Source organism: Leptospira montravelensis, assembly GCF_004770045.1.
GTDB lineage: Bacteria > Spirochaetota > Leptospiria > Leptospirales > Leptospiraceae > Leptospira_A > Leptospira_A montravelensis.
This window is the reverse complement of the sequence record NZ_RQFO01000001.1, coordinates 50,098-74,476: the sequence shown is the minus strand read 5'-3', so window position 1 is coordinate 74,476 and position 24,379 is coordinate 50,098. Positions and strand designations below refer to the sequence as shown.

The window sequence follows — 24,379 nt, the reverse complement described above, 5'->3', positions numbered from 1 at the left end:
CGATTCCCGTTGTTAGTAAAATATTTATATTACCCCAACTACAGGAATTCCTTTTCTGAAGTTTCAGCAATGGAATCACCAAAACAAAGTTTGGTGTATCAAAAACCTAGATTATTGGAAGAAAATAAAGTAATTGAATATCCGGCGGTAGTGGAACCCACAAATGAAATTCAATTACATAATAAACAAACTGGTCGGATCCGGAAAATATATGTCGTAGAAGGTTCTGTTGTTAAAGAAGGGCAGATCTTACTGGAAATCGACGATGAATTGTTGCGTTTGGAAGGTGAAAGGTTACGTCTTTCCGCACAAGTTTCTGAATCGAATGCTGCAATTGCATTAGAAAAGTGGAAGTTGGCAGAGAAACAAGTAGATGTAAAACTTAGAGAGATCGACAAAAAAACGGAGTGGGTCGAATTAGCTGAAAAAGAATGGGTTTTAAGCAAAGACCAAAAAGAGAAAAAAATCATACTTTGGAAACAGGGATTTGTATCTTTATCAGAGTTAGAAAAATTAAAACAGGATGAGTTATCAAAAGAAACCCAATATAAGAACCTAATTCGAGATCGTGAAAATTTATTATCTGGAATTAATTTGGATTTAGAAACGGATAATCTTAGTTTTGATGAAAAGCTAAAAATTTGGAGAAAGAAAAATACAACGTTAGAAAAAACAGAATTTGAATTAAGCCAGTCACATCTTAAAATCATCAAAAATCAAATTAAGTCAAATGAACAATTGTTATCTGAAACTAAGTTACGAGCACCTAAATCTGGGAAAATATTAAAAATTCATGCGAAGGAAGGAGAATTAACCACGCAAGCTCCAGTGATGGTTCTAATAGAGAAAGGAGAATTATCGGCAGGATTCCAAATTAACGAATCAGATTTATCTTATTTTACGCCAGGCAAAGAAATTTATTTTCTACCATCTTCCGCGAATTTCCCAGCTATCAAAGGTAAATTGGACTTGGTTGGTGGATATTTGGATCCAAGATCGCATAGTGTTGGGATTAAGGTAAGGTTAGAGGTAAAACAAAACAATATATTGCCTGGAATGTTTGGACTTGTCCAAGTCAAACTTTCTGAAATTACGGAAAAAATTTTAATTCCAGCATCTTGCCTTCAAGGAGATGAAACCAGTGGATTTTATGTGAATGTGAAGGGAAAAGATGGTAGAAGTACCAAAAGATACGTTCAATTCAAACCATATTTACAAAGTGAATTAGAAATTCTATCAGGGCTTTCTCTGGATGATGAAGTTGAATCAAGTTTGTCCTTATGATACTTGAAAAATACGTCCTATCATTGTTTAAACATAAAAAGTTACATTGGGTTATATTTTTTTGTAGTTTGCTCGGAGTTATTTTTAGAATTCCAGAATTAGAAATTTGGTTATTACCTAAGTTAACACCAATACGTTATTATATAGTGACGGAATATCCGAATCATTCCGCAGAAGATACGGATTTATCGGTAAGTGTTCCTATTTCGGATATGGTGTCTTCTGTAAAATCGGTCAAACGTATACGCACCGGTTCAGAACATGGAAAGTCAGTAGTGCAAATTGATTTACAATTTGGTGCTTCCGTTGCTGAATTTAAAGACCAATTGTATCAGAATATATTGGAAATGAAAGATAAGCTACCGTTAGGTGTAGAAACACCGCGATTGTTGCTTGGAGATTCAAAGGAAAGACCTTTTTTTGAAATACTAATTCCTCGCGATTACGGAAAAAATTCCTCTAGTTTCGATTTTTATTTACAACAATTTGTTTTCCAATTGGAAAGAATTTCTGGTGTTACGGAAGTTCGCTTACAGGGAAAACCAAAACATTCTATATTTATTTCACTTAAATCACATATATTGGATGTATTTCCGATTAACATTCGTGATATGGAATCTCAAATCCAAACTGCAATGCGAGGAGGATCACTTGGTAAAATTGAAGGATATACCAAGGATACTGAACTAAAGTTTTCATCAGATATTCAGACAATGGACGATATTTCCAAATTCCCAATTAGTTTAGGAAATGGGAATTCCGTAAATCTCGGACAGATCGCCACTATTATTGAGTCTGAATCACCGCAAGAGAAACTAACTAGTTTGAATGGAAAAAATGTTATTTATATTGCAGTTTTCGCGGATCAGTCGGCAAATCCCTTACGTGTCTCTTCGGAAGTTCAAAAAATAATTCAGAATTCAAATTTTATCAAATCGCCAATCGTTTCTTTTGATGCATCAAATGAATTGCGTGTTCAGTTAAAACAATTTGGGTTTAATTTAGTTTGGAGTTTGGTTTTTGCTTTTATATTTTCATTTCTAATTTATCGGAATGCGGTACCTGCCATTATTTTATTAATATCGGTAGTCTCTTCACTTATCTTATTCTTTCATTTCGTTTTATTTTTTTCTATTTCGATCAATTTACTTAGCTTAGGTGGCATTTCCGTCGGGATTGGTATGTTATTTGATGCAAGTAATTTGATAGTTTTTTCTATTCGTAAACAAATTGGTGATAATATAGTCTTATCTGATTCCATCGCTAAGGGTATTCGGTCCGTATTTATTTCTTTATTTTCTTCTTCAATTACTACTATGGTTGTTTTTATTCCGCTATTGGTTTACCCGATGGAATGGAAACATTTTTTCTTTGATTCGGGAGTCTGTATTGCTCTTTTAGTTTTCTGTTCCTTAGTTTCTTCATTGTGGATTGTCCCCTTAGTCACAGTATCTTTCGCAAATTCATTGAACGAGGCAGAGGCTGACCTTAATTTAGAAAATCTTCTATTCTCAAAATATGAAAAAATATATGAGTTATGGAATGGGTTTCAAAAAAGGAATTTAGCATTCCTTGTATTTGTTCTGGTCCCGATTTGTTTTATTTGTTTTAGGTTTGATTGGAAAGTATTTCCGAAACAACCAATTCTTGGTTTTAATTTACAAATGACACCAAAAGCAAATCTTCCACTAACAGAAGAGTTAAGTGCAGTTAATGAATTACAAACAAAAATAAGAGACTTAAATCCAGAACATCCGATTTTAGTTTTCCCTTTGAATTCATTAGAAACAAAGAGAAAAAATCCAGAAAAAGCAATTCCGCTTCAGTGGAAACTTATTGGATTTGAGAGTTCCGAATTATTAGAAAATGTGTTAGGTGAATTATTGTCTTCTTCGAAATGGGATTGGAAATTGTTACCAATTGAAACTCAAGTTTCTATTGCATTACCTTTTATCCCAAAAGATTCAACAGTGTTTCTTCACGAAAGTTTTGATGAATTATTAAAATATTCTAAAGAATTTAAAGATAAAACTTTTAAACTTGGGTTGGTTGGTGGTTTCGATTTTTTTCCAAAACTAATTACAATGGAAGAATGGTCTCGCAACCAAATTCCGATTTCTGAATTGATTCCGAATGAAGAGGATTTAAAACAAAGAATCTTATACCAAATGAGTCCTAAGTTTTTGGGAACTATGGGCGAAACTTCAAAAAGAGATTTGTATCTGAGAGTGGATGCAAGTGGAATTGATTTCGGAACAAAGGAAGATTCCAGACGAATCAGTTTTAAAACTAGAACTTATGAAACTACCTTTATTGGCTCTCTTTTTACTTCAAAGAAAGAGAGTAGTTATTCTGAATATCGTAGGGAATCAGGTTTGTTTTATATGGAATGGTTAGGGGATAAAGTAGAACCTAACGCAAATCTTTTGAATTCAAAGAGTGGATTGTCAGTGATTCATTTTTCTGCGCAAAATGAAATAAAGAAGTTTTTTCAAATTCTGTTGGTTCTTTTGCTTCTTTCTTTTATATTTATCTATTTGGCTTTAGTAGGAATTTACGAATCCTTTCGAATCCCTTTTTTTTATTTATCAATTTCTCTGTTATATTTGTGTGTCGCCGTTTCTTTTGTTTTTATTTTTTTTCGCGAATTCCATTTGGGCCATTACATTGGCCTGATTATTTTATTGGGGTTATCTATTGATAGTATTTCTTTGTTTGGTGAGAGATGGATGGAAACCCCTCAGGGAGTTTCAAGTTCCAGAAGAAGAGAATTTACCTTTAGGTGGTTGCTATGGCCTATATTATTAAATTCAGGAACAACATTAATGGGTATATTCCCGGTTATTGCTTTTGGTATAGTCGGATCTGAATTTTCAAAAGCAATCGCTTTAACAATGTTTGTTGGTATTCCAATCTCTATATTTTTTGTTTTTTATATTTATCCTAGTTTGTTTGAAAAGTATTTGGAAAAGGTATTATGAGTAGGGCCTGGATTCGCTGTTTCCGATATCGTTTATTGGCCGTTGCAATATTTATTGTATTAGTTTCAGTTTTTTGTATCGATAAACTAACATTTGCAGATGAAATATCACCTGAAATTTCAAAAACGATTCAAATTACAGTTAATTGGCCAAATAAAACGGCAATTCAGGTAGAAGAAAAAATAACTAAACCTTGGGAACAAATTCTAAAATCTATTTCTGGATATAAAAGCATTGAATCCATTTCGGAAGTAGGGAGTTCCTTAATTCGGCTAGAATTAAGGGAAGGAATAGAAATACAAAATGTAATTCAATCCATTCGAAATGAATATCTATTACAAAGGCATAGATTTCCAGAGGATTCTCTTTTTCCTAGAATCAAATTAGGTAGGTTGGAGAATCAGTATATTTTAATATTGCAAAATATAAGAAATGACCCTACAAAAAATAGAAAAGGACTAGAGCAAAAAATACGTAATATTTCGGGACTAGAATCTTTGGTGCATTATTCCCATAAAGAAAGGGAAATCTTAGTTCAGATTTACTCAGATTGGATTCAAACTCAAGAATTTCCTTCTTTATCACAAATATTTACTACGATTAGGAATTTTCAATGGGGTTTTCAATTGGATGAATCACTTGGGATTTGGTTCCCAAAAGACTATCCGCCTAATAAGGAATCTTTTTCAAAATTAGGATTACCATCTCGATTGGGGGAAGGAATTAAATTTTCATCCTTGGGAAAAGTCGCATTTGAAGAAAGAGCGGTGCGGCACGGAACAAGAATTAATGGAGCCAGTTCGGAAACAATGATTTTAAACGCAGAAAGCGCTACTTCTCTTTATCATCTTACAAACGAACTGAAACCAATTCTCGCTGAATATAATGATTGGATTCTTTTGTATTCTAGTCATCAGGAATTAGTGAATGAATTCATAAGATTTATAATTATATTAATTTCGGTAGATTTAGTTTTAATTATTTTTTCTTCCTACTTAAACTTAGAAAGGTTCCATCTAGCTGTATATTTTTTTTCTTATTACACTTCGCTTTTATTATTTCTAAGTGTATGTTCTATTTTTGCCTACCCTTTGGGAAAAATGAATTTTTTTCTATTCATTGTATGGAAATATTTTTTTGCATTTGTTTCTTCTAAAAGGATTAGTTTTTGGAATAAAAAGGTATCGTATTCTCTTTTTATCTTTTTTCTCTTTGTTTATCTTGATTGGATCCCTAAAGTTTTTGGTCTTATTTTGTTGGCCAATTTGTATTTTTATATTTCTATATCCTTTCTTAATAGTTTATTTGGACATTTTGTTCGCATTCCTTTCCCTCAGTTTAAGTTCCGTTTGTTTGATACATCCTTTTACTTTCTTAGGAAAGTTTTGGATCAGTCAAAACAATCCAAATCACTTTTTAAGGTATTAGGGATTTTTGTATTTTTTGCGATGGGGATTCTTTTTTCCTTTTTTTCTAGTATTTCTTTGTATTCGTTAACAATCCCAAATGGATCGATCCAAATGGCAAGATTGGAATTCCCAACTTCTATCCCTGAGCAGGAAACCTTACGTATCACCAAACAGGTAGAAGATGTAATTTTAGAAAGAAATTTAACCGATTTACTAGTAGTGAAGCAGAGTGCGACAAATGCTGATTTTTATTTTCGTTTAAATGAGTTAGGTGTTAGTAACGGAATGAGAAATTTACCATCGGAATCAGGTTATTTTCATGTTTTGGGAGAGTCAATAGTAAACTCAGGTCATATTTTGCGGTTTTCCAATGCAGAAACTTCAATTTTAGAAAGAAATATTCTACCTCTGGTTCCTTGGATTCGGAACTTCCCTGGTGTAACCGAAGTTATTTTGTGTTTTCAGCCTTCTGTAGATGGTTTGGAATTGCAGTCAAATGCGAAATTCGGAAGCTTTTTAAACTTTGGTAAGGAAGAGTTGGTAAGTGAACGTTCGTTGGATTTACAGTCAGCCATAGTTGGTAGAATGTTAATTGATAAGAAATTAACTGACATTCGATTTTTAGTAAAACAAAACAAAGAAGTTGAAAATTACAGTGGGAAGGGTGTCAAATTATCGAATGGTATTACATTGTTCGATAAATCCATTTCTCATTATAAAGAAATAAAAACTCCAGGAAGGATTTATCATAAAAATGGAGATACGAGTTTGGAACTTTTAGTGAAAGGAGAGAATATTCATTGGAATGAGTTAGAATCTAAAATTAATAAACTTCTAAGTGAAGGCCCAGTAAGATTATCTGAAATTTCTCCGCAAAAAAAATCGGAAACGAAATCCAGAGCCATATTTTTATTTATTTGGATTTTTATATATAGTTTTCGTAAAAAATCTAAGTTGCATTCGTGGATGATTTTAATTCTTTTTTTGTTTTTATTTCGAATTCAGATATCTATTTTTGGTGATGAATACTTATTATTTGGAGCCACTTCTATTACGTTAGTAATTTTCGAAATATGGTCTAGAGATTATATAAACTATCTTAAACATTGTATCCCTTTGATTTTCCTCGTTTTGATTGCATATTTGTTTCCAGGAGAAGGTGGTAAGTTTTTATTCGAAGGCCTACTTCTAGTTTCTCTTTTTATACTAATGAAATTTAAATTATTTTCTATTTTAGATTTATTTAAGACCAAAACAACATTTTAATACCTCAGAAAGTTGAGGTTCTTTATGTATTCTCAACTTTCGTTAAGACATCGTATTATATTTAATTTCTTAGTTTCCAATTGCATTTTTTTTACTTACACAATTTACGGTCAGTCACTTTCGGAAACTTGGAATCCACCTGTTTACCAGTCTACCGAATACTCCGAGTTTTATGGCGGTGTTTATTTTTCAAAATCGTTGGATGAGTGGGAATATAAAGTGCAAGAGGTTTTATACCAATCAATGGCTAACTGGAAAGTGGCAGCCGATTCTGTGGTTGAACAAATGTTAACCTTGGAAAATGGGTCTGATGCATTTATAAATAATGAAGGTTACTTAGATGAACGGAGGAAATCTTTATTTTCGGAAATTGCAGTTTTTTATTCTGCGTGGGAGCGGGACTTAATTGATGATTATTTTGAAAATCGAAATTCATTTCTACAAAAATTAGAAACCGGTAGAGTGGATTCCCTTTATTTTCAACGGATTGGTCAAGTTTCAATGTATGAGGAATATACAATTGAAGAAATGAAGGTCGCAGAGAATAGAAATCGAATTTTGGAATCAGCGAGGGATTGGGAGTTTCAATGGAATCAAACTAGGCAACAAGGCTTAGATGATTTTGCAAATTCGTTTACGGAATTGGAAAGTGATTATCAGGATTATCTTCAATCTTTATCTGATACAGAAAGTCGATTTGCGGAAAATTTAGAGGCAATTAATTCATATAAAGAAACAATTAAGTTCGCGTTAAAAGATATGGTATCACAATTGAAACTTGGATTGGATTCTGAATGTTCCGTAGATACAGGATGCCAGTTTAAAAATTTTGATGGTAGTTTTAATGAAGCAGGTAAGTTGTTTTCTAAGTTTCTTTTGGATCTAACTGAAGAGCTAAATGGGCCAAATATTGATCCAGATTCTATCCTTACTTTAGTTTCCACAAAAATTAAGGATTTTTTATCTAATGAAACAAATAAAGCATTTACAGAGTATACATTTTATAACGATCAAATTTATACATATCAAACGGGATTTCAAATAAATTTAGACCAAACGAAAACAAAATTTGATTTAGGTGGTGCGCTATGGAATCTTAGATATCAATCTTTCTGGCAACTATCTTCCGATAAACGATACGAAAATTGGTTGGCGGGTGGTCCTGGAGAAGTTGGTTATTTTGGTCGAGTTTATGACCCAGAATTACGAGTAATATTTCAATCAATCCATTATTCTGATTTTCAGACTTTAATATCTGTTATAAATAGTAAGTTAGGTGAAGGCAGACGTGTCCAATCAATGATATCTGCCAATTTGTATACGGATGCATATAATTTTATTAATAACGAAAATTTTGGAGGTTTTTATGTTCCTTTTGACAAGGCGCACCATACTTCCGGAAATTTATTGTTAGATGGAGGTAGCAAATATGGGTATTGGATGGCGGAGAGAAGTGTTTCTATGTCAGACCAAAAGAGAGCTGAATTTCAGATGGGTGCAATCGGGTATTCAGTCCTATACGAAATGTACGATGATAATTCATATCAAACATCATTATATTGGAATGGAAATTATTCTCAGTTAGGTGGACAGAGGGATCATTTCCAGGATATTTTGTTGCCTGCAGTTTCTCATTGGGAAACAAAAGTGAAAGAATACTCGGATTTTTATGAAAGTTGGAAGGATAATCGTGAAAATTTATTAGCTGAGGCTACTGCCAAACTAGAAGCCAATCGAATGGAATTGGAAAGATCCAAAGAAGATTGGTTGCAACGTCTAGAGGATGAAAAACGAAACGGGATTCGTTCATGGACAGATTTATATAAAAGCGGGAAAGAAACTGAAATGATTAATCCGGAGATTTCATCTTGGTCTCCTAGTCAAAAATCAGTACCGTTTCAAGATTCAAAATTTTCTGAATTTCAAGATTTAAGTAATTTTAATGGGGCAATAGATGGCATAACAATTGGTAGCAGTAATCTTTTGTTTGAATTACAAAGAAGCATCGTAGGTGTAAGTCAATATGCATCAGTCTTACAGATGAATACTGATTTAGAAGAGTTAAAACAGTTAGAGCAAAAGAAACTAGTAAACCAAATGGCTTATGAAATTCGCTGGGATTCTTTGGGGGGAAGGGAATTAACTAAGGAAGAAAAAATTCTACTTGGGAACTATGATGTAAATCAACTATCTAAAGAGGAACAAAACCGGTTTGGAACCTGTTATGAAAATCCAGAGCAGAACGTTTGTCAGTCATTATTAAAAAAGGAATATGATACCGTCATCGATACGAGAAATGGTGTTCTTACTTTAAAAAAAGAAATTCATAACGGTTTACTTGCAGGAAAAAATTCTGATGGGCAATACACTGCTGGGAAAATGGACGAAGTACGTTATGTTCAGTTAAGTTCTTTGGAAAAATTACAGGTAGCCAAAACGAATGATTTTTTTACGATTTGGGAAGAAGACGACTGGGCTTCTTTATACCAAAAAAAATCGGAAATCACTGAATCTTTTTTAACACATTCTCTTCAAAAAGATAAACAATTTATAAATTCAAATTTGGTTTCTATACAAGAGAAAGATAATCGTAATAAGGAATTATTTTTAGAAAGAAAAGAATCACAAGAAAATGCGGATTCCATTTTTCAAGAATTGGCAGTGGCGTATTTAACTGGAGGTGCTGCCGGCGTGAAAACTTCCTTAACTGGAAAACTAGAGTCTACCATTAATAGTGAAATTGCAAAAGCCTGGATAACCGCAACTGGTGGGAGTGAATCGGATATTCAAACAGCATCCATGTTGATTGATTTTATGAGAGGGAAAATGTCCGCCAAAAAAATTCAGTCTCGCGATCAATATATATCAATTAAAAATCCTATCCAAGCTTTCGAGTCGATATATGCTAAAACATTTACGACAACATTAAAGGTTTTGGACGCCGGTACTCTTGGTTTAACATCTTCTGCATTAAGTTTGATACAGGCACCTTCAATGGCGGCCTATAAAACTTTAGTTGGGGAAAAACAATTTAATAAAACAAATGATCAAATTGCAGGGACTGGTAAACGTTTAGAAGAAATAAAAGCAAATGAACTGATGTTAGTTCAAAATGGGATTTCCACAGCAATCGCTAAGAGCACGGGGATGCCAGTAGAAGCGATTTCAAAATTTATTGGTGATAAATATAGTCAGATGAAGGCGAAACAAGCAAATAAGGATATGGGAAAAAATCCCATTTTCGATTTTGGATCACAAATTGTGGGAGCCATTGGTGGAATTGCAAAAACGGCAATTGTTGCTTTGGGAATGCCAGAAGATGAAATTCAAGTAATTCTGCAAGATACGAATGGAATTATCAATGCGGGGAATTTAAATCAAAACTCATTTAATAAAGTTAGCTTTGGTTATACTTTGCAGGCATTGGGAATGCAGCCGAGTTGGACTCAACACCAAAGTGCCTACTTAGACCTTCACGATTCAAAGGCAGTTATCGAAGACCTTGGGAAAAAAGCCCTTTCAAAAGAATTGGCAAAATCTTTGGGTGTTTCAGAGACAGCCATTGGACAGATTGTCGATTCCCATTATGCTTCTTATCAAAAACAAAAAACAGATAAAAAAGCCAGATCGAAAGCAGTAAGACAAACAGTAGTGAATGCAGCCTCTGTTGCGATAACTTTGGGAGCAAGCGGAGCTTTATCAGGCGTTAGTTCTGCACTTTCCAATATCGGAAAAGCAGTCAGCACTATAACGAATGGAATACTTCCTGCTACGACTCAAATTGGGCAAGTGGCAGCTACCACCTTGGTACAGACAGTCGCTGGAAGTCATGAAGGACCTAAAGGAGCTATCGCAGGTTTTGCAAACGGAGTTTTAGGTGGGGTTACACAAGGTATTGGAAAAATCCAATCTGAATTTTTTAAAGGTTTGGTTCCGGGGATTGGTATTACTTATTCCGATAAAAATGGTTGGGGTGGTTCTCTGGGAATTGGAAACACTATTAGTAATTTGAGTGTTAGTTTTTCCGAGAATGGAGATACTACTTTACAAGGTTCTCAGTCTTTGAATGGTGGGGTGCAACTCACGGCAGATCTCACAACCAATGGAGCCACAAACTTAGGTTTAAACTATAATCCTACAGGTCAGGGTCCAAGGAAGGATTGGAATTTTACTATGATGTATGATTTTAATGGAGGTGGTTTGAGTGGAGGTATTGGTTATACGAATCCAAATTCTACACTGGGATTAACCTCTACCATTAATAAAGATGGATTGTCTACGTCTGCAGAAATGACCGGTGTTAGCATTGCAACGAATGGTTCTACTGGATTCCAGATGGATGAAATGAACTTCGCCGAACAGAATATCAATGCAGCTCAAGATGCAAGTGAAATAGGGAATAAGGTTACTTCGTCGACTGAAAAAGATAGTCCTGATCCAGAGGCTGATTTGTTTCAAGATTTTTCAGATGCAGGGTTGGCACTTGTTGGTTTACTGGCTGGTGCTACCACCTTGGCCACCAAACTATTTTTAGGTGGCACTCCTCTTCCTTCGCAAGGAGCAGCAACAAATACGGTAGGTGTTGAAGGTATTGAGAGGGAGCGCAGGAAGGAGGTAGAAGGAGAGGGTGATGAACCGCCAGAAAGATCTACAGATCACTTAGATTCAGAATTGGCCCATTCCAATGTTATTGATCTGTCGAATCCAGAAATTTCAGATCAAGTAGGAGTTGGCAGGGTTGATATTCCGGCTTTTGAATTTAAAAGTGAAAATGTTACAACGATTGATGAGTTCCAGAAGGACGTAGAGGCAGGTGCAGCCAATAGAAGTTTGGTCTATGATTCCTCCACAGACAAATATGTTTCGGAGACTGGAAAGTTATATACAGCTGATGAAGTAGCTGCTCTACACCAAGCGGATGTTCTCGCTGGTATACAATACAAAACTGCAGACGGTATGCAACTCGGAATTGTTAGTTCTATCAATTCATTTTTTGGGAATGAAACTGCTTTAAGTAGTCATGTTCAAAACAGCGATACAAATCATCGGGAGAAAAATAAATTCGGAGAAGTTGTCTTTACTAAATATCAAGTAGAAAACTTCAACAAAAAAGATAAAATCAATATTTATGGCTCCGAATTTGTTAAACAGAATATTAATGGAACTGATTACTTTGTGAGAGAGAAAAATGGAGAATTACAATCGCTGATTCTAAGAGAAGACGGAAGGATCATGGAGACATGTTTCCAGATTAATCGATCCATATTTGGCACTAGTTATTCAAATGGTAAAATTAAACTATTTGATGCAATAGGAAAAGAAATTACAAGTAGTAACAGCGGACAATATAATCCCAATCTATCTGCTGCCCAAGCATTGGAAGATTTTGATAAAATTGAAGCAGTTAAAAATAGTATTTTTGAAAATTTTTCAAAAGATAGTAGGCTGACTTCAGAGAAAAAGCTTTTAGAATTAAGATTATTGGGTGCGGAGACAACCGACTTGGAAAACCTATTAACAAAAAAAAGAGGTAAGGACAAACCTTTAAGTGGAGCAGCACTCGTTGAATTTGAGGAATACAAACGTACTAGAGAAAAGAAGCCACTATGGTCTGAACCAGCAGGTGGTTACAAAACCTCGACGGACGCGCTGTCTTCTGTGAATTTAATTCAGGATAAAACGAAAGAAACAAATGCTGAATATTTCCAAAGATTGGGAAATGAAATTCGTGAAGCATCCAAAGTTGTTGATTTGTCAGATCAGAAGAAGTTAAATGAGCATTTGGCTTCAGTGGCAAAAATACTGGGTTCCAATTTGGATGGAAAAATTTCTTACGCGCAAGAATTAGATATTAATGGTAAACTTGAAGTATCAGGTGCAAATACTGTTGATTCCAATGGATTTCGGGCTGTCACTGGGACTGATTGTATTCGCTGGATTGGTGGAGTATTCTCGGCTGCAGGATATACTGGCTTTGGATCTTTTGCCAACTTAAATACAAATACCTATCTGCTAGCTGATGATGTTAATCGCATGAATGAAATGATTACTAATAAGCAAGCTCATGGAAACGGGGTGGAGTTTTTAAGACAAGCATCTAATTTATTAGAGAGGACAAGTCCACTTATTACAAGTGAAGCAGGAAATGCAGTTAAAGGCGACGGTTTTAAAGTGCCTGATTTGGAAGTTGGCCAAATAGGGATAACTAGAAAACCGGAGCCGGATAAACATGGACCGATGAAATCAGATCATGTTTATATCATTGTAGACAAGCGATACAATGAAGAAACTCGACAATTTGAGTATAAAATTTCTGAGAGCTATCTAAATCATGGGCCGGCAACTCGTTGGATCAGTCATCCAGACTCTAGTTATCTAAAACGAAGTGAATTTTATAAGGTAAAGCCGCAAGATCAATAGGAGATTTTAAGTATGAATATACATTCAAAACGACTCATAAGATTACTCATCTTAGCCACTTTATTCTGGACTTGTAGGGAAAACATAGCACAGCCTAAGACGAAATTAGAAAAAATTAAAAGTGAATGCCCGAAAATCGCCCAGGGTGATTTTTATTGGGGGAAACCTTGCAAAATAGAAAAGCAGGAACTTACTTGTGTGGAAGCCATAGAAGAAATTAAATCAAAAGGGATTGAAGCTTATTTTTTTGGAAAAACATGGGATAGGGGTAGCTATGAAACGAAATACCATATTGATAAAAGGGGAGAAATCAAAATCGTAGATCATGGGCCAGATGGTATGATAACGGTCTGGAAACAAAAAGGGAAAATTTATCACAAAGACGGTAAATATATATTTGTAGATCCCCTTGATAGCAGTGATTTAAAAACGGAAGAATTCATAATCAAGAGAATTGATTGTGAAATCAATAACTTAAACATTGATAGTCAAGGTAGCTTTCTTTATTTTACATTTGCAAATAATGAAATGAAAGTTTTAAGACATTCTGCACTTGACAATTCTCCAGTATATGGGGACTCAAAATCGTTTGTTTTGGCAGAAACAACAAAACCATTACCAAACTTAGAAGTCTGGCATAAGATATCTCTGATTCTTTCGGAGTGAGTCTCAAAAACATTAATTCATGTCCCCGCGCCATATATTTATCCGCAGCTACCATTGAAGCGAGGTTACAAGCAAACCGAATTTGACTTGGACGATGAGTGAAGCGAACTTAAGGTAAAATATTAGCGTTAATTAATTTTGAATGGGATCTCCGATAAAAACTTTGTCGGTTCTAGAAGGGATTGATTGCCACCAAACCAACGCAAGGTGTCTATAGGTTTAAGCCAACCCAGGCGATGAAACTAATTTTCCTTTAAAGTGCATCATCTTGTCTCCACAATGAGGCTAGGTTAGGGAAGGCCTTGGTCTTTCAGAGGAAACATGGTGTTTCGTCGTCGGGAGTGGGAAATGAGAAACTCTATACCTTCCATACATAGACAAAATCAGTGCGGTCTGCCCAGGGTAATGGGAATTCGATTTTTCGGAGTTTGATGGATTCGCTTCGGAGGTATTCTCGAATGTCTCGGTCGCGGAAAATCGTTTCACTAAAAGAAATTTCGCCGGAGTTTGTCACTGACTGGAGTTTGGCGGTGTAATTGACAGTGTTGCCAAAGTAATCTATGTTACTATTCAGGTTTACGGCAAGGCAATTACCTGTATGGATTGAAATTCTGATCCTAACGGGTGTATGTTGGTTTTCTGGATGAAACCATTCTTGCATTTCCTTTGCGGCCTTTAATGCTTGTAAGGGGCTAAAAAAACTTGCCATAACAGCATCTCCGATAGTTTTTACGACCACTCCCCTAAAATTTTGTATAATTTGGTTTGTTTTGATAAAATGTTCACGCACCTGTAAAAATGCTCCGTGGTCTCCTTCTGTTTCATAAAACTTTGTCGAACCGACTATATCTGTGAAGAGGATGGTTTTAATTCCGATGTCTAATTGTAAGTTGGTGGCAATGGCTTCTTCGGAGAATAAGTCTCGAAATTCTTGGTAGTTGAATATTTCCGAAGGTCGAAGGCTTGTTTGGTCTTCATTTCTTTCTTCTAGGATGATGGTAACGTCAGTGTCAGATTCATTTTCAAACACTAAGTTTGGTTTTGGGGAAACTTTGATTTCTTCTTCTTTGGTTTCTGGTAACCACAAAATGTCTGTTTGTTTATGGCTGGGTTTGATATCCACGAGTCGATATTTTTTATCACCTTTTTTTCTTAATCGAAACACTCCAGGACCAACGAGTAAACTAGATGAGTAAGATTTTTTTGCTGGGATTGTTTTTGTGAGAAGGATGTGTTGTTTTGTTGCGGGTTCTGCCGCGCAATAAAACTGTTTTTCAATCACTCGAATGCTTGGGTGAAGGTGGAATGTTACTTCTATGGAATTAAAACCAGTGGTATCAAAATCAATTTCGCAGACTTCGCATTCATCTTTTGATGGTAAGTCACTCAGACGAGTGAGACTTGTACGTACTCCACGGCAATGTGGACAAACAATATCCCAACTCAGTGTAAATATACCTAAACGACAACCATGTAAAAATAAAAATAATACTTCATCAGGATCTAGTTTTAGGTTTCTACTAACTTCCTTTATGCGAATTCTGTCTAAATCGTTGTCGGTTGCAGATTTGATCCATTGGAAAACAGTGGAGATGGTTTCTTTGGAAACTCCTTTGTTGATTAGATTTTCTGTCTCTTTCTCTAGTTTTTCCGGATGGATCCATTGAGCTTCGGGGGTAAAAGAAAATTCTTTTCCTGAGATCAGATTTTTTTGCGGTTTCTTACGTTTGGTTTCCTCTGCTATATCTTTTAATGCTTTGCGATAGGTCACTTCTAGTTTTGGCATTGCATATTCCAAAAGTTTTCGCATAAAGAAATTTCTGGGAATCCATCCAAAGTATAAATAAACTTTGCTTCTAGATTCACCTAACGTCTCTAAGATGAATCTGCTACGGACGTAGTATCCAAATCCTTTTTTATATATACGTGCGTTCCCAATCTCTTTCAGATATTCCCATTCCCAAGGAACTTCTTCCCACTCCAATTGGAAACCAACTTGCCTGGTTTTTCCTATGAGTTTTCCGTCTTTTTCGTGGTATTCGAACCTAGGCATACCTGCTCTTTGGTTTAAAGCAGAAGTATCGATCAAATGGGGCCAAATTTCTTCTCTTGTCACAGGGAGATCAAACTCCCAAAGCGAATCAATTGGTGTTGCTAAAGATTTCCATCTATCTTCCCAAGGGTATTTTTGTAGTAAAGACTCTAAATCAATCATAATGGTTTTAGGATGAGAGTTGCCTTTCCTCCATTTCCTTTGACTGCCAATTCCCCTTCTGTTTCAGAAATTTTTTCCGCATTTGAAAGTACAATTTGTACGCCATTGGGGTAAACAAAGCGAGGGACTTTGATGATACACGGTTCTCCGATGGCAAGGTCAGATATCCATTCCAAATAAAATTCTCTATTTTCTAAGTTATATTTCATTTGTAAGGGTGTTCCTTGGATAAAGGCAGCATAAGGTCTACAAAATCCTTCGATAGCTCTTCCTCCACCCCCATACACATCGGGGTCTGAACCTGGGATGATCTGGTCTTTCGAAAAAATACTTAGGTCTTCTTGGTTCCAACCATCTCCCACCATTAAATCGTTTTGGTTGGATGCAGTATAGTTCCAAAGTGTATTTGATAAAAAGAGTTGGTCCATCGCATTGTACATGGAATTTAGAGCCATCACATGAAGTTTCCAAATTTTGGGAGAATGGTTTCCTTTTTTCCATTCTTTGTATGCCTTCCCACCTTGCAGATCAAAAGGAATTCCAAATTCTCCAATCAGGCTTGGAATTTTACCTGGAACTGAATCGGCAGTATTTTTAACTCTAGTTAGCTGCCTGACATACATGGCTTCGATTCCAGACTTTCCAAATACAGGACGTTTGGTCAAAGTATCAATCGCAAAGGGATAAAGAAAGGTTTTGAAAAGGAGAGTTAATATATCATACCAATGTGCTGCATTTACCGATAGTTTCGGAACTTCTCCATTTAGATAAGGATTTGTGAATGCGTCAGAGGCTTCTCTTTCAATAAAAACCATCCAATCTTTTCTGATTTCTTGAATCGTTTTACCAACGGTGCACATAAAAGGAATAAGATAATCCGCATCAAAGTCTACGGTTTTACCATTGACTGTTTGAAAAAAATCATTTTTTTCGATAAAAGGTGTACCATCTTTTGTAATGGTATAAGCGCCTTCTAATTGGAAGGGATCACCCGGGGATTCTGGTAGCCAAATAGAAACCTTGTTCTGATTTACGGTTACAGTTTTTGTAGGAACAAATCCGCCTTTCCAAACTTTAAGAGTAAGATAAGGTAAATCTACGGAATATCCATGAGAAGAAAACAAAGCATCTATTGGAGACCAACCAAGGCCCGGTTTGGCGGGATCCTCGTCTTTGTTGGTAAGACCTCGGTCATTTAAGGCCCTACCGATAAAACCTTTTCCTGGTTCGTTTAGGGAATCAAAACCTAAAACAAAATCAAAGTCTTTCACTCGCTCAGCAATTTGTTTCATACAGCCCAAATAGTGGCCTTGCAAGTAGTCTTGAACGTTTATCCCATCGATTAAAAAATTAGGTGCAAAGTCTTTTCCTCCGAAAAACAAAGTCCAAAGGATTCCATTTCCAGCATAACGATAGTTTTGTGACCAGCACATGGTTGGATAATTATCTTCCTGACGAATTCCTGGTTTTGAATAATCGTAAGCTCTTTGCATGACTATGCTTGCATCTGCCTCTGATAGTTTTCGATAATCAATTCCCAATTTTTCGAAGATCCAACCAGGGGCACCGTCACCTCCGGTCATACGAGACCAAACATCTTGATGAAAATCTATAAAAACATAAAATCCATATTCTCCAGCCAATCTAACAATTTCTGTGAAATAATCCAAATAAGCTTCGTCGTATTCATTCGGTCCTTTATGTTCTACGGCTTCCCAAGTGGTTAATAAACGTATTACATTAAATCCCCATTTTTTGAGTCTTGTGAAATGGGAATCAGCTTCAGAAAGAGGAAAAGGTCGGCCAATAAAACTCACTTCTTTGTGGTCTGAAAAATCCGTTGGAAACTGTGTTCCACCGTTTGGAAAAGGAACTTTTGTGTCTCCACCTAAGTTCACTCCTCTTAAAATTACTTTTCTTCCGGTTGCATCTACAAACCATTCGCCTTGGGGTGAGAGTTTTTTTGGTGCCATTAAATTTATCCTTCTAGTTTTAATTCGTTTTTATGATTGGACTCGGCGTAAATGTTAAGATACCCAAGTAAAAAGTAAAACACAATCAATACTTCATCATCTTGAAAATAACATTGTAAAAGGCCTGAAAAGAAAAATCCTACCAAACCATAAGTCATAAACCTAATTTCTTTGGGAATGTTTCCATTTAATAGCGTATATAGTATTCCAATAAATAAAAGAAGGTATAAAATTCCTTGAGGTGTTCCATATACAGCTGTTAAATGAAAGTAATCATTGTGAGCGTGTCCTCTTTGTGTAACTTCATAAAAGAAACTTAGTTCTTTGTGTTCTTTTTCCTTTTCTTTCCTTGAAATTTCGATTTCTTTTTGGTAGTTCCCAGATCCAATTCCAAAAATAGGATTTTTTTCAATAAGAGGGAAGGTGGAGTCCCAAATGAAGGTTCTACCTGAATCAGTATGTTTTTCTCCACCAAACAAAGGATCTACGACACGTTTGACTGCATTTGTGGTTTTGTATCCTGTGTAAACCACAATCAAAGAGAGTAAAATAAATATTCCGATTCGTTTTAGCATTTTTTTTGATATATCTTTATCGATAAATATTAGAATGTATATGCCGAATAAAGTACTCACTAAGGCTCCAAGAAGTGATGAACGTGCATTGTTAAATAAAAAGACAATAGCAACCAATAAAAGTAATATCGCATTGATAGAAATTTTTGACAAAGATTCTTTTTTATACCAAGAATCATACAATCGGAATACAAAACCTGGGAAGATAAAAGCAAGTAATCCACCGAAAGTAAGATGGGTATTCATAAGACCGATAGGAAGGTAGATATTTACATCGGAAATTTTGCCGTAGTGGTGTTGGTAAGGCCAAGAGGCAGAAATTTTATAAAGATCAGAAATTAATCGAGACAGTCTTGTCATCGAAAAAATTGAAATAAATCCGGTTATCACGATGACTAATGCAAAGATAAAAAATGTTTTATAGAGATATTTTTTGTCTTCATGTTTGATCCCTTGAACAGTGACAAATGCGGTTACTAGAAAGATGTCTTTCATTTCGTCGCGAAATGCGTGTTTAATGGATATAAAATCAAAACCAGATGCTGCGAAATGATACAAAACTGTTACAAGTTGCCAAACGTAAAATAGGAAGAGAATTTTTACCAATTGACTCCTGAGTTTTGGTTTTTCAGGAAGAAAGAGAAAAAAAACAAAAGAGAGGAGTAAGAAAAGTTGGCTTAAGGAAACGGAAAGGGCACAGGAAATGATGGACAAGGTTAGAAACGAACGATAGATTCGGTAAAACATACTTTGGATGAGACTAATGCTTTTCTCCAATTTGTAAAGAGGTAACAGTTGCGAGTCTTATATTTTTCCGATACTTTTTTGCCAAAAACCGACGGAGTCGCTGTTTCTATTAAAAATTTTTCTGAACTTTTGGCTTTGCGAGGCCACGAATTTTGTATTTGTGCACCCAAATATGGCGACGGGGACTTTGATCGTATGACGGACAATATCCAGGTAGTTCGCTTTCGTTCTGGATACCTACCGAGTTACCCCGATATTAAAGTGGTTTTGCCTTCACCTGGCAAAATCAAACGAATTATCGAAGATTTCAAACCCGACCTCATTCACATCCACACCCCGGGACTTTTGGGTCTATATGCTGTGAATGCCGCTGAAAGATTTGGTGTTCCTACCATTGGAACCTATCATACCTTGATGGCTGAGCAGGAAATGTATGTATCTTTTTACCGTTTGTTCAAACTCGATAAACTATTCTTCAAAGCAAATAAGTTTAAGAAAAAACTAAATATCGATGAATTAGACAAAATTGTAAAATTTGATAACTTTAATATTCGCAAAAAAATCATTTTAAAAATATGTAATGATATATATAACAGGTGTGATGTGGTCATTTCCCCGAGCCATTTGATTAAAGAACAATTAATCGAATATGGAATCACCCGACCGATTACAGTTGTTTCTAATGGGATGGATTTAAAACGATTCAAAGGAACTCCAAAAACTTATACGGCAGGAGATGCCCCCAAGTTTTTACATGTAGGGAGAATCTCTTATGAAAAAAATTGTGATGTGATCCTTAATGCATTTAAAACCATCCATGAACATTATCCGAAATCAACTTTGACAATCATTGGTGAAGGTCCTGCCATTCCGTCATTGCAAAGACAAGCTGAACATTTAGGAATTCAGGATGCGGTCACCTTCAAAGGATTTATCCCCAATGCCGTGTTACATGAAGAATATCCAAAGTATGACGTATTCTTAACTGCTTCTACTATGGAAACGCAAGGCCTTGTTGTTTTAGAAGCGATTGCTTGTGGGTTACCTGCTGTCGGCGTGGATGCCTTTGCTTTGCCGGAACTGATCCGTCAGGGTGAAAATGGATACATCGCCAAATCTTTCGATGCCAAAGGGATCGCACAAGGTGCCCTTGAAATCATTCGTAATCCCGAAGAGTATGCAAAGTTCTCTAAAAATTCCCTTCAGATAGCTTCAGGTCATGAAATGGAAAAATGTGTAGATGCAATGGAAGAAGTTTATTCAAAAGTTGTAGAAGCAATGAAAGGAAAAGTGAAAAAAACAAATATCTTTGATTTGTTTTTTGATTTTATGCAGTGAAAAGTTTTATATCTCTGGAGTTACGTAGTCTCATTTCTGGGATTGCTATCTTTTTAACTTTTTATGCATACATTCCCTATATCAAAGGAATTTGGAAAGGTTCTATTCGTCCTCACGTATTTTCCTGGATCATTTGGGGAGCCACCACCTTTATCGTGTTCTTCGCACAAATTGCAGGGAATGGTGGGGTGGGAAGTTTACCCATAGGTGTTTCAGGTATCATTACCATTTTAGTTGCCTTTATCGCTTATCGAAAACGCGGTGATATTGAAATTACGAAATCTGATTGGTTTTTCTTTTGTTTAGCACTTTCTAGTTTGCCATTTTGGTTTTATTTTTCTGATCCTTTAGCAGCAGTGATTGTTTTGTCTATTGCAGATATCTTTGGTTTTATTCCTACCTTTCGAAAGGGATATATCGATCCTAACTCAGAACCTTTGGGATTTTATCTAATCTTTTTGTTTCGTAATTTTTTGGCTATGGCCGGACTTGCTGAATGGAATATGGTTACTTTGTTGTTTCCTGGTTCTGCTGGAATTGCTTGTTTGGTTTTTGTGATGATGGTAAAAATCAGAAAATCAAAATTTGGTATAATATCTTAGTTCATTCCTTATTCACAACAGGATAAAATACCACCGATTTTAGAACTCGTCCTTCTTCTCTATCTTCATAAACAACTTCTGCTTGTTTGGTGCGAGCTGGCAGATAGAGTTGTATGGCCTCCACAATTTCATAGGCACTGAGAGTATAATCTAAAACTTTGATTGCAAGTTCTACCCCAAGAAATCTTTCGCGAGTCACCGTTTTTGTTTCTGTTTTTTTGGCTATGATGAGCCATTTATAAAGTCTTGCTGACCGATTGGTATCTAGTAAATTTCCAATGTCCAATTTCATTTGTGGAAGGACAGCTGGTGTTTGGCTAAATCGGATTTCGATTCTTTTGGATTGTGTTTCACTTAGTTTTAAAGACAATTGTTTATCAAACAATTCATCATCCATATATTCGATGCGGTCACAGGTGGAATAAACTGTATCACATAAATTTCCGTAATTTTTATGAAAGAAAAATACCTGTAATACTTTTCCGGATGTCGGATGATAAAGGACTTTCGCATTATAATGGCCCATTCGCCCAAACTTAAATGCAGAACGTAATCGTTTGTATAAATTATAACTGAGTCCAAAAAGGTCTTTGATGACAGGGACATCTGTAAAGCCAATGCCCCGTGTCGCGATATAAAATGGTTCCAAACTGACATGGCCATCTCTTTTGGCAATTTCCCGTAGGTATTCCGTGATATCATCCATTTGAGAATCACTGAAAAGAAGGGGATTGTCTAAAAAATCTACCACCACCTTACCGCCGTTTTTTCCTAGTTCATCCCATACTTCGGATAAATACTTTCCATCTTTGGAGTATGAAATTTTTTTACAATACAAGTCTTGGCATTTGATTTGTTCTTCATAATCTGCTTTGTTGGGAGAAGGAAGAATGACTTCTTGAAACTCAGGAGAAAATGCTTCAGCCGTAGTTTCTTTCGGAATTAGGAACAAACAAAAGGAAAGAATTATAAAAAGTTTTAGTGAAAAACGAGAGATCTGTTTAAGAAAAGGTTTATAAAAAATTGAAATAGATAAATTCTTGCGGTAACAAAAAAAACAAATTGCCAAAGGTCTATTTGCGGATTTAGGAGAACTCTTCTTTTCTATGAATTGCATAAACATCTCCTATTGTTTTGCCAAAAGAAATTTTGTTTTTACTCAATGGTTACCAGAGAGTATTTACGTTTTGAATCAGTCGAATCCGTCTAACAACGTCTAGTGGGTCAATCAGTTCCATACAAGCATGGTCACCGCGCCAACATTTAGTATTACCGTAAATGGAACAAGGGCGACAGGGTAGGTCTACTTGTAACACTCCTGAATCTTCTTGGGCAAAAGGACCGAATCCGGAAAGCGGATGTGTGGTTCCATAAATTCCAATCACGGGTTTTTTGAGAAGGGCAGCAATATGGACGTTGGAACTATCCATTCCAATCATTACATCTAATCTGTCCATGATTCCAAGTTCCCCTCGGATTCCCAAATTTCCACCTTGGACGATATGGGCACGTTTTTGACCACTCCTAAGAATTTCTAATTCCTTAGCCTCATCTTTCCCACCAAACAAAAAAACATTACAATCGGGAAATTCATCGAGTAAAACTTCGACAAGCCGTTTGCATTTATCAAAACTCCATTCTTTGAGTGCATGTCCCGCAAAAGGAGCAAATCCAAACCATTGTCCTTCTTTTTTATCAATCCCAATAGATTTAAAAAAATCCCTAGCAAATACTTTCGATTCCCCATCTACATTGAGCCAAGGACCTTTGCGAATAGGTGCATCAAATCCGGCTTTTCGAAATACGTTTAAATATCGTTCGACGGTGTGAGGAAGTTGGTTTAATTTTTTATTATAACGTCTTGTTTGTGCTAATTTTTCCCGACGACCTTTGATGATTTTGGAGTAAGGTACTCCTTGGCTACGAAATAAAAAAGCAATAAACCTGGAACGAACTGATCCATGTAAATCAATTACATGACCGAATGGTCCCAGTTTGGCGATATCGCGATACATCCGAAAGAGACCAAAAATACCTTTATATTTTTTTAGATTCATCCCAAGAACATTGAGATTAGGAATATTATAGAAAAACGGGGCGAAATTTCCTCTGGTAACAACTGTAAGTTGAATATTAGAATATTTAGCTGCAATGGCGATGAGTGCAGGTGTCATTAAAGCCACATCACCCATTGCAGAAAATCTTAATACTAAGAGGTTTGTCATTTCTGATTCTTATACAATGATGGATTTAGATTTTGGTCATTGTACATCTTCATTTGACGATATACTTTTACTTTTTTGATTCCTTGGGAATAATCAGAAAAAAGTTCATCCAAACATTTTTTGAGATCTTCTCTTTGGTCTAGTAGAACATCTAGTTTTGCTTGGCATTTTGCTATATGTTCTTTTGTGGCAGAGGCATCTTTTCTCGAAACTTGTTCTTCCATATGATATATCTTGAGTTCTAAGATACTCATGCGGTCGAGTAACCACGCGGGTGATTCTGAATTTAATCTTGCATCTGGTTTTGGAGTGACGGATCGAAACATATCAATTACGAAGTCGTCCAGTTTTTCCACCATATCAGTTCGGTCTTGGTTTAGTTTGTCTATTTTTCGTTTGAGAGCCACAACATCTTCTAAAGCAATGTCAGGCCTTCTAATTTCATCTTCAATATGCCATTGGATGGTATCGATGTGGTTTTTTTGGTAGAGAGTGGACTCTAAACTTCCTTCTGGAAAAGGATTGGGATGAGGGGCTTCTTTTTTATGCCAATCTTGTAAGGATTGTTGGAAAATTGAGACGGCTTTTATGGCTTCCAAGGCTTTCATATCGTAATGCAAATCACGTTTTCATATGGTTTTTGGCGTTCAATCTAAATATTTCCCAAGTTTTTCGCTT

The 24,379-nt window shown here is 35.7% G+C and carries 13 protein-coding genes; 7 read left to right on the top strand and 6 right to left on the bottom strand.

Annotated features, from left to right (window positions below; translation table 11 throughout):
- The first annotated feature begins 69 nt into the window (after window positions 1–69).
- From EHQ31_RS00315 to EHQ31_RS00295, 5 genes are all read left to right on the top strand, one after another.
- Window positions 70–1,284, top strand: a complete 1,215-nt coding sequence (locus EHQ31_RS00315) for an efflux RND transporter periplasmic adaptor subunit (protein WP_244247215.1) — start codon at window positions 70–72, stop codon at window positions 1,282–1,284.
- Window positions 1,281–4,265, top strand: a complete 2,985-nt coding sequence (locus EHQ31_RS00310) for an efflux RND transporter permease subunit (protein WP_135570752.1) — start codon at window positions 1,281–1,283, stop codon at window positions 4,263–4,265. Before EHQ31_RS00315 ends, EHQ31_RS00310 begins: the two co-directional genes overlap by 4 nt.
- Window positions 4,266–4,300: 35 nt before the next feature.
- Complete coding sequence (locus EHQ31_RS00305; RefSeq protein ID WP_244247214.1) at window positions 4,301–6,940, top strand: efflux RND transporter permease subunit; 2,640 nt, start codon at window positions 4,301–4,303, stop codon at window positions 6,938–6,940.
- A gap of 24 nt (window positions 6,941–6,964) precedes the next feature.
- On the top strand, window positions 6,965–13,360 hold the full coding sequence (locus tag EHQ31_RS00300) for a TIGR04388 family protein (protein ID WP_135570748.1): 6,396 nt from the start codon (window positions 6,965–6,967) through the stop codon (window positions 13,358–13,360).
- Window positions 13,361–13,558: 198 nt separating this feature from the next.
- Entirely contained in the window at window positions 13,559–14,026 is a 468-nt protein-coding gene (locus tag EHQ31_RS00295) for a hypothetical protein (protein ID WP_135582917.1), read from the top strand.
- 358 nt (window positions 14,027–14,384) lie between these two features.
- Here EHQ31_RS00295 and EHQ31_RS00290 read toward each other — a convergent pair whose 3' ends face one another.
- Genes EHQ31_RS00290 through EHQ31_RS00280 form a run of 3 tightly spaced genes read right to left on the bottom strand, consistent with a single transcriptional unit; the run spans window position 14,385 to window position 19,536 of the window.
- Window positions 14,385–16,241, bottom strand: coding sequence for an adenylate/guanylate cyclase domain-containing protein (locus EHQ31_RS00290; protein ID WP_135570744.1), 1,857 nt, complete (start codon window positions 16,239–16,241; stop codon window positions 14,385–14,387).
- The gene (locus tag EHQ31_RS00285; RefSeq protein WP_135570742.1) at window positions 16,238–18,214 is read right to left on the bottom strand and encodes a glycoside hydrolase family 5 protein; all 1,977 of its coding nucleotides are present in this window, start codon (window positions 18,212–18,214) and stop codon (window positions 16,238–16,240) included. The genes EHQ31_RS00290 and EHQ31_RS00285 overlap by 4 nt, the downstream gene beginning before the upstream one ends.
- A gap of 5 nt (window positions 18,215–18,219) precedes the next feature.
- Window positions 18,220–19,536, bottom strand: coding sequence for an O-antigen ligase family protein (locus EHQ31_RS00280; protein ID WP_135571033.1), 1,317 nt, complete (start codon window positions 19,534–19,536; stop codon window positions 18,220–18,222).
- 48 nt (window positions 19,537–19,584) lie between these two features.
- Here EHQ31_RS00280 and EHQ31_RS00275 point away from each other — a divergent pair, with 48 nt between their 5' ends.
- Window positions 19,585–20,874, top strand: coding sequence for a glycosyltransferase (locus EHQ31_RS00275; RefSeq protein ID WP_135570740.1), 1,290 nt, complete (start codon window positions 19,585–19,587; stop codon window positions 20,872–20,874).
- A complete protein-coding gene (locus EHQ31_RS00270) occupies window positions 20,871–21,476 on the top strand; it encodes a hypothetical protein (RefSeq protein ID WP_135570738.1) in 606 nt (201 codons plus the stop codon). The genes EHQ31_RS00275 and EHQ31_RS00270 overlap by 4 nt, the downstream gene beginning before the upstream one ends.
- Before the next feature lies 1 nt (window position 21,477).
- Here EHQ31_RS00270 and EHQ31_RS00265 read toward each other — a convergent pair whose 3' ends face one another.
- The 3 genes from EHQ31_RS00265 to EHQ31_RS00255 are packed head-to-tail and all read right to left on the bottom strand — an operon-like array spanning window position 21,478 to window position 24,309.
- Window positions 21,478–22,593 carry a hypothetical protein gene (locus EHQ31_RS00265; RefSeq protein WP_208652692.1) on the bottom strand — a complete coding sequence of 372 codons (1,116 nt, stop codon included), beginning with the start codon at window positions 22,591–22,593 and terminating at the stop codon, window positions 21,478–21,480.
- A gap of 49 nt (window positions 22,594–22,642) precedes the next feature.
- Entirely contained in the window at window positions 22,643–23,701 is a 1,059-nt protein-coding gene (locus tag EHQ31_RS00260) for a glycosyltransferase family 9 protein (protein WP_135570735.1), read from the bottom strand.
- Window positions 23,698–24,309 carry a DUF4254 domain-containing protein gene (locus EHQ31_RS00255; RefSeq protein ID WP_135570733.1) on the bottom strand — a complete coding sequence of 204 codons (612 nt, stop codon included), beginning with the start codon at window positions 24,307–24,309 and terminating at the stop codon, window positions 23,698–23,700. Before EHQ31_RS00255 ends, EHQ31_RS00260 begins: the two co-directional genes overlap by 4 nt.
- Window positions 24,310–24,379 lie beyond the last annotated feature (70 nt).